Raw genomic sequence first — 6,467 nt, 5'->3', positions numbered from 1 at the left:
GTCGGCGCCACCCGCCGCGTCACCACGTTCTCCGGTGATGTGATCGATCAGGCGCTGCTCGATCATGTGGTGGCGGCTCGGCCGGCGGAGGCGCCTTCTTCGGGGTCGCCACCACATTGCCGGCGACGCTCAGCGCGGCGCCGATAGCCGCGGTCAGTTGTGGTCGCGGGGAGCTGATGACCGGGGAGCCGAAGCGTTGCGACAGGCCGGTCGTGACGGTCGGCATGTTGGCCCCGCCCCCGACCGACACGATCGCCGACAGGTCGTCGGGCCTGATCTCGTTGTCGTCCAAGGTGTTCTGCAACGCGGTGAAGAAACCGTCGAGCGGCTGGCGCAGCGCCTCATCGAGTTCTGCACGGGTCAGCCAGACGCCGCCGTGGAATCCCGCCAGCTCGGCGACGGTCTCGGTCGACAGTTGCTCCTTGGCGTCGCGGCACTGGCTGCGCAACCGGGTCAGCGACCCCACCGTCGGCGGTCCGTCGCCGTTGCCGCCCAGATCCGCCAGCGCCGCGCCCGCCGGCCGCGGAACCGGAAGAACTCGGCGGCCGCGCTGAGGTCCCGTGGTACCGGCGGCCGATTCCGGTGGTCATCCTGGCCGCATTGATCGCAATGCTGTTGGGCACGGTGGCCGTGCTGGTGCTGCGGCATGCCGCCGATGGCGAACCGGACTCCGGTGTGCAGACGACGGTGTCGGCCACGACCACCACCGCGTCGCCGACCGCGGAGCTGCCGCCCGCGTTCGCGCCGCGTCCCGCGCCGACTCCGCCTACCGCGCCGGTCATTCCGGAGACCCCGGCAAGCCCCGCCTACCCGGCTCCGGAACCCACCGAGGCCCCGGCCAGCCCCTAGCGTTTACTGCGCCGCGCGTTTGGCCAGCACCGCCAGCGCCAACGGAATCTGTACCTGCTGGGGGCTGCTCGCCAGCCGGGTGGCGATCCCGGCTTCCAGGCGCTGCATGAACTCGGTGGCCCGCGGGTCGTCGGCCCCGCCGGCCAAGGCCGCGGCCAGGGTGGGAAAGATCGCGGCGCTGGTGAAGGTGGCCCACTGGCCGCCGAGCGCGTCGGCGTCGCCGTCGAGCAGATAGCGGTCCCAGAACCGGTCCTCGGCGTCGAACACCTCCAACCGCTCGATCGTCAGCGCCTCGAACCGCCCGGCCGGGGCGAACGGCGCGCGGAGCTCCTTCTCGCTGCGGCCGAGCACCGGGATCGTCATCCGGGCGATCTCCTCGCGGCTCAGCAGGCCCTCGCGGACCTGCTCGTGCAGCACCGCGACGATCGCGTCGAGCACCGGCTGGTAGCCGGACCGGCCCTGCGCGTCGACCCCAGCGGTGAGCACCAACAGCTTGCCGCCCGGGGCCAGTTCCCGGCCGCGGAAGGCCAGGAAGTCATGCCAGTCCTGGGCGGCCCGGCGGGCGTACTCGCGGCGCGCGTCGGCGTCGTCGCTGTGCACGACATGGACGTGGTCATCGAATTCGGGCAGGTCGGCGGCGGGCCGGCGCAACCACATCGTCGCCCAGGAGGTCCAGCCCAGATTGACGCTCTGCGACGGCAGGATCTGGGCGTAAAACGACCGGCCTATCGCCGAGGGGAAGCTGGCCGCGTCCTTGCGGGTGTAGCTGTCCGGATCGTCGGCGAGCGTGCTGAACAGCGCGGTGAAGTCGTTGTCGGGCAGGTCGGTGTGGGTGACCAGCACGGCGTGGTCGGGCCGGGTGCGGCGGCGGAAGGCCGCGATGGCGGCGCCGATCGGGAGCAAGGAGTTGTAGCCGGTGGCGGCGCCGTAGTCGGCGACGACGATCGGGCGCGGGGCGCGGGGCAGCGGAACCGTGGCCGCCAGCTGCTCGAACACATTGGTGGCATGGGTCAGACCGGCCGCCTGCAAGCGCCTCGACGGGGTTCCGGCGGGCTCCGGGCGGACGACGATGCTCGACTCTCGCATGCACACCTCCGGCCGCCGCAGGTTTTGCCGACAGCTCCGACGGTAGCGAATGTGGCCGGCGTGGCACACTGCCCGAATGAGCGCTGCGCGGACGGTCCGGCGAGGGCCCGTCCTGGTCTCGGTGGTTCTGATGATCGTCGGGGTTGTCGGCTTCCTGGTTGCGCTGGCCCTCAACGTGTTCGTGCTCGACCGCTACAACGCGTACGGCGAAGTGCCGATCCCGGGGGCAGGCAATGTCTGGCTGCCCGCGGGTGAGGTGACGGTGAGCCTGCATACCCGGGTGATCTCCAGTCCCAGCGGCGGCGGCCTGCCGGTGCCGCCGCTGAGCCTGCGCGCGGAACCACCGGTCGGGGTCGCCGAACCGGAGTTCACCGAGAGCATCGGGGTCACCACGACGGTCAACAACGACACCCGGCGGCGGCTGTGGCGGATGCGGGTGGCGGCGGCGGGCGACTATCAGATCACCGCTGACGGGCAGGTCGGCGGATTCATCGCTCCGCGGCTGGCGTTCGGTGCGCCCAGTGCCTACGGGTCGCTGGGGTGGGTGTTCGCAGCGGTGTTCGGGATCGGCGTCGTGGGTTTGATCGGGGCGCGATACTGGCCGGCCCGTGGTCGCCGCCCGGCGCCGGCCGCGGCGGGATTCGTGCCCGACGGCGAAGGCGTCCGCATCGAGCAGCTCAAAACGATTACCGCACTGCGCGATTGCGGCGCCTTGACGCAGGCTGAGTTCGAGGCGGAGAAGCGGCGAATCCTCGACGAACGCTGAGGGTCAGTGGGCCGGGCCAAATTGGCCACTTCCTCCGCACCGCTCGTTCCTCGCGGTGCATCGTCAGTGGCCGGGCCAAATTGGCCACTTCCTCCGCACCGCTCGTTCCTCGCGGTGCATCGTCAGTGGCCGGGCGGGATGGGCCACTTCCTCCGCACCGCTCGTCCTCGCGGTGCATCGTCAGTGGCCGCGGGCCACCCAGTCGTCGTAGTGCACCAGCTCGTCACCGATACGGGTGCTGTCGCCGTGGCCGGTGTAGACGACGGTGTCGGCCGGCAGTTTGCCGAGCTGCCCCGAGATCGACGCCAGGATCGTCGGAAAGTCCGAGAACGAGCGCCCGGTCGCCCCCGGGCCGCCGGAGAACAGGGTGTCGCCGCTGAACACCGCGCCCAGATCCGGCGCGTACCAGCACACCGAGCCCGGCGAGTGCCCGGGAGTGTGCAGGGCCCGGATCTCGGTGCCGGCCACCCGCAGCGTCTGATTCTCCGAGATCGGCTCGAAGTTCTTGTCCGGATGCGTCATCCGCCACAACATGTCATCGGCTGGATGCAGCAGCACCGGGGCGTCGAGGGCTTCGCCGAGCTCCGGCGCCACCGTGATGTGATCGTTGTGGCCGTGCGTACACACCACCGCCGTCACCCTGCGCCCGCCGACCGCGTCGAGGATCGGAGCCGCGTCATGCGCGGCATCGAAGACCACCACCTCCGCGTCGTCCCCGACGATCCAGATGTTGTTGTCGACTTCCCAACTGCCGCCGTCGAGTTCGAAGGTGCCATGGGTGACGACACGCTGGATCGAGCCGCTCACAGCACCACCACCGACCGCAGCACCTTGCCGTCGTGCATCTTGTGGAAGGCCTCCTCGACGTCGTCGAGGCCGATGCGTTCGGAGACGAACTTCTCCAGCGGCAGTCGGCCCTGCAGGTACAGGCTGATCAGGGTGGGGAAGTCGCGTTCGGGAAGGCAGTCGCCGTACCACGAGGACTTCAGCGACCCGCCGCGGGAGAAGAAGTCGATCAGCGGCATGTCCAGGCGCATGTCCGGCGTCGGAACGCCCACCAGCACAACCGTTCCGGCCAGATCACGCGCGTAGAACGCCTGCTTCCAGGTCTCCGGGCGCCCGACCGCATCGATCACCACATCGGCGCCGAACCCGTCGGTGAGGTCCTGGATGGACTCGACCGTGTCCTGGGTGCGGGCGTTGATGGTGTCGGTCGCGCCGAACTCGCGGGCCCAGGAAAGCTTGGTGTCATCGGTGTCCACAGCGATGATCTTCTTCGCGCCGACCAGGGCCGCCCCGGCGATCGCGGCGTCACCGACGCCACCGCAGCCGATCACCGCCACGGTGTCATCACGGGTGACGCAGGCGGTGTTGATCGCCGCGCCCAGGCCGGCCATCACCCCGCAGCCCAGCAGCCCGGCGACGGCCGGATCCGCGGCCGAATCGACCTTGGTGCACTGGCCTTCATGCACCAGGGTCTTGTCGGCGAACGCCCCGATACCCAGCGCCGGGGTGAGCTCGGTGCCGTCGGTCAGGGTCATCGGCACCGACGCGTTGAAGGTGTCGAAGCACAGGTGCGGGCGGCCACGCTTGCAGGCCCGGCACTGTCCGCACACCGCGCGCCAATTCAGCACCACGAAATCGCCGGGGGCCACTGCGGTCACCGCCGATCCCACCGTCTCGACGGTGCCGGCGGCCTCGTGTCCCAGTAGGAACGGGTAGCTGTCGTTGATGCCGCCGTCCCGGTAGGTCAGGTCGGTGTGGCATACCCCGCAGGCGGTGACGGCCACAACGACGTCGTTGGGCCCGGGGTCGGGGATGACGATGTCGGTCACCTCGACCGGCTTGCCCTTCTCACGGGAGATCACGCCGCGCACTGTCTGACTCATGGGGTCAACCTTAGGTGCCCGGTGCGGCGCCCGGCGCTGTGGCTTGCGCGGCGACCGCGCGGGTGCGGGTTTCGGCACGCAGAAAGCTTCCGGTGCGTTGCGTGCCGCAGACCGAGGTGGGTTGTCCGTCGAGGACCACGGCGCGCCCGGAGACCAAGACGGCGGTGACGGCGTCGTCGTTGCGGTTGACCATGCGCGACATTCCGCCGTAGGCCGCGAAGGGCTCCTCGGCGTAGGCGTCCAAGGTGGCGTCGAGGTGACCCGGGTCGACGACCAGCACGTCGGCGCGGTCGCCGATTCGGAGGTGGCCGGCGTCGATCCGATACCAGTCGGCCAGTTCGCCGGTCAGCCGGTGCACCGCCTGCTCGACGGTCAGGAACGCCTGACCGGCCTGCTCGGCATCGAGGACGTGGCGCAGCAACCGCAAGCCCATGTTGTAGAACGCCATGTTGCGCAGGTGCGCGCCCGCGTCGGAGAAGCCCATCTGGATGCCGGGTTCGGCGGCGAGTTTCTTGAGCACCTCGGGCCGGTGGTTGGAGATCGTGGTGTGCCAGCGCAGGGCGGTGCCGTGTTCGAGCACCAGGTCGAGGAAGGCGTCGACGGGATGCGCGCCGCCGCGCTCGACTCCGACCTGCCCGAACGACTTCCCGATCACCGACGCGTCGGGGCAGTCGACGATCTCGGCGTCGAAGAAGTCGCGATGCCAGACTCGCGGGCCGTACTTGTTTTCGTAGTCTTTCCGGAAGCGTCGGCGGTAGGACTGGTCGCGCATCAGCTCGTCACGCTCGACCGATTCCCGCAGGTGCAGCGCTTCGGCGCCCGAGCCGAACTCCTCGAAGATCACCAGGTCGATGCCGTCGGCGTACACCTCGAAGGGCACCGGCAGGTGCTGCCAGCGGAAATCGGCGCCGAGCTTGCTCAGCATCCGTGACGCCTGGACCATCGCGGGGATCGCCAGCGGGTTGCTCTTGACGTCGGCGGCGGCCAGCAGGCTGGTCTTGAGCGGGCGGCGGAAGATCCCGAGGGCCTGGGCCAGCTGGGACACGATGTCGAACGGATTTTTGACGTCCGGGCCGGCCTGCAGAATCCGCCCGCTGCGGCGCAATTTGGCCTTGAGCCGGCGCAGTTCTTTGGGCTTGGCATAGGTGGACGGCAGGGTGCGTGAGCGGCAGATATCGCCGTCCATCTTGTCGAAAAGCAGCTGCTGGGAAGACATTCCGACGAACCCCGCCTGCAGCGCCTCGTCCAGCATCTGCTCCATCCGGGCCTGCTCGGCCGCGGTGGGCCGAACGTCGGAACGGGTGGCGCGGTCGAGTCCCATAGTCGCGGCGCGCATGTCCGAATGCCCGATGAACGCTGCGATATTCGGGCCCAGCGGCAGCCGCTCGAGGGCGGCGATGTAATCCGCACAGCTCGACCAGGTCTTGAACCGATCGATCGTGTCGACCACATACTGGCGCGGGATGGCCTCCACTCGGCCGAACAGGTCCCCGGCATCTTGGCCGTCGACGTGGATGGTGGACAACGAGCAGGAGCCCACCAGGACGGTCGTGACTCCGTGTCGCAGCGACTCCGACAGCGATGGGGCGACGAGTATCTCGACGTCGTAGTGGGTGTGGATGTCGATCAGCCCGGGCAGCACCCATTGGCCGGCGGCATCGATCACCTGGCCGCAGCCTGTCTCGTCGAGCGGTTCGGCGGCGATCGCGGCGATGTGCCCGTCGCGGATGCCGATGTTGCGGATCGCCGATGGGGCGCCGGTGCCGTCAAACCACCGGCCGTTGCGTATCACGGTGTCAAAGTTCACGGGTGTTCCTTCCGCGGGGTGCCGCTCCAGCATGGCCCGCGCCGGGCGCGAAGTCTTGACATCTGCGGAC

The 6,467-nt window shown here is 69.5% G+C and carries 7 protein-coding genes; 2 read left to right on the top strand and 5 right to left on the bottom strand.

Going from position 1 to position 6,467, the window contains the following annotated elements:
• Positions 1 to 19: 19 nt before the first annotated feature.
• The gene (locus tag A5694_RS05265) at positions 20 to 466 is read right to left on the bottom strand and encodes an Hsp70 family protein (protein WP_064920795.1); all 447 of its coding nucleotides are present in this window, start codon (positions 464 to 466) and stop codon (positions 20 to 22) included.
• Positions 467 to 600: 134 nt separating this feature from the next.
• On the opposite strand from A5694_RS05265, the gene A5694_RS05260 reads away from it, so the two are divergent.
• Positions 601 to 849 carry a hypothetical protein gene (locus A5694_RS05260; protein ID WP_131809511.1) on the top strand — a complete coding sequence of 83 codons (249 nt, stop codon included), beginning with the start codon at positions 601 to 603 and terminating at the stop codon, positions 847 to 849.
• 3 nt (positions 850 to 852) lie between these two features.
• On the opposite strand, the gene A5694_RS05255 is transcribed toward A5694_RS05260, so the two are convergent.
• Positions 853 to 1,935: an SAM-dependent methyltransferase gene (locus A5694_RS05255; protein WP_064920793.1), complete on the bottom strand. Its 1,083-nt coding sequence runs from the start codon at positions 1,933 to 1,935 to the stop codon at positions 853 to 855.
• Positions 1,936 to 2,011: 76 nt separating this feature from the next.
• Between A5694_RS05255 and A5694_RS05250 the strand changes: the two genes are divergently transcribed.
• Positions 2,012 to 2,701 (top strand): SHOCT domain-containing protein, encoded by a 690-nt coding sequence (locus tag A5694_RS05250; RefSeq protein ID WP_064920792.1) that lies wholly within the window; start codon positions 2,012 to 2,014, stop codon positions 2,699 to 2,701.
• 180 nt (positions 2,702 to 2,881) lie between these two features.
• Here A5694_RS05250 and A5694_RS05245 read toward each other — a convergent pair whose 3' ends face one another.
• From A5694_RS05245 to A5694_RS05235, 3 genes are read right to left on the bottom strand one after another with little or no spacing between them, the layout of a single operon-like run.
• Positions 2,882 to 3,508, bottom strand: a complete 627-nt coding sequence (locus tag A5694_RS05245; protein ID WP_064920791.1) for an MBL fold metallo-hydrolase — start codon at positions 3,506 to 3,508, stop codon at positions 2,882 to 2,884.
• Positions 3,505 to 4,590: an S-(hydroxymethyl)mycothiol dehydrogenase gene (locus A5694_RS05240; RefSeq protein WP_064920790.1), complete on the bottom strand. Its 1,086-nt coding sequence runs from the start codon at positions 4,588 to 4,590 to the stop codon at positions 3,505 to 3,507. Before A5694_RS05240 ends, A5694_RS05245 begins: the two co-directional genes overlap by 4 nt.
• Positions 4,591 to 4,600: 10 nt before the next feature.
• Positions 4,601 to 6,430 (bottom strand): N-acyl-D-amino-acid deacylase family protein, encoded by a 1,830-nt coding sequence (locus tag A5694_RS05235; protein WP_064920802.1) that lies wholly within the window; start codon positions 6,428 to 6,430, stop codon positions 4,601 to 4,603.
• Positions 6,431 to 6,467 lie beyond the last annotated feature (37 nt).

The sequence above is a fragment of the Mycolicibacter sinensis genome (assembly GCF_001667945.1).
Classification (GTDB): Bacteria; Actinomycetota; Actinomycetes; order Mycobacteriales; family Mycobacteriaceae; genus Mycobacterium; species Mycobacterium sinense_B.
Note: the sequence above shows the minus strand (reverse complement) of the source record. Positions and strands in the feature narration are given on the sequence as shown.

Coding starts and splice junctions, on each gene's coding strand:
- A5694_RS05255 (WP_064920793.1), bottom strand. CDS start 1,935: ATGCGAGAGTCGAGCATCGTCGTCCGCCCGGAGCCCGCCGGAACCCCG.
- A5694_RS05250 (WP_064920792.1), top strand. CDS start 2,012: ATGAGCGCTGCGCGGACGGTCCGGCGAGGGCCCGTCCTGGTCTCGGTG.
- A5694_RS05240 (WP_064920790.1), bottom strand. CDS start 4,590: ATGAGTCAGACAGTGCGCGGCGTGATCTCCCGTGAGAAGGGCAAGCCG.
- A5694_RS05235 (WP_064920802.1), bottom strand. CDS start 6,430: ATGCTGGAGCGGCACCCCGCGGAAGGAACACCCGTGAACTTTGACACC.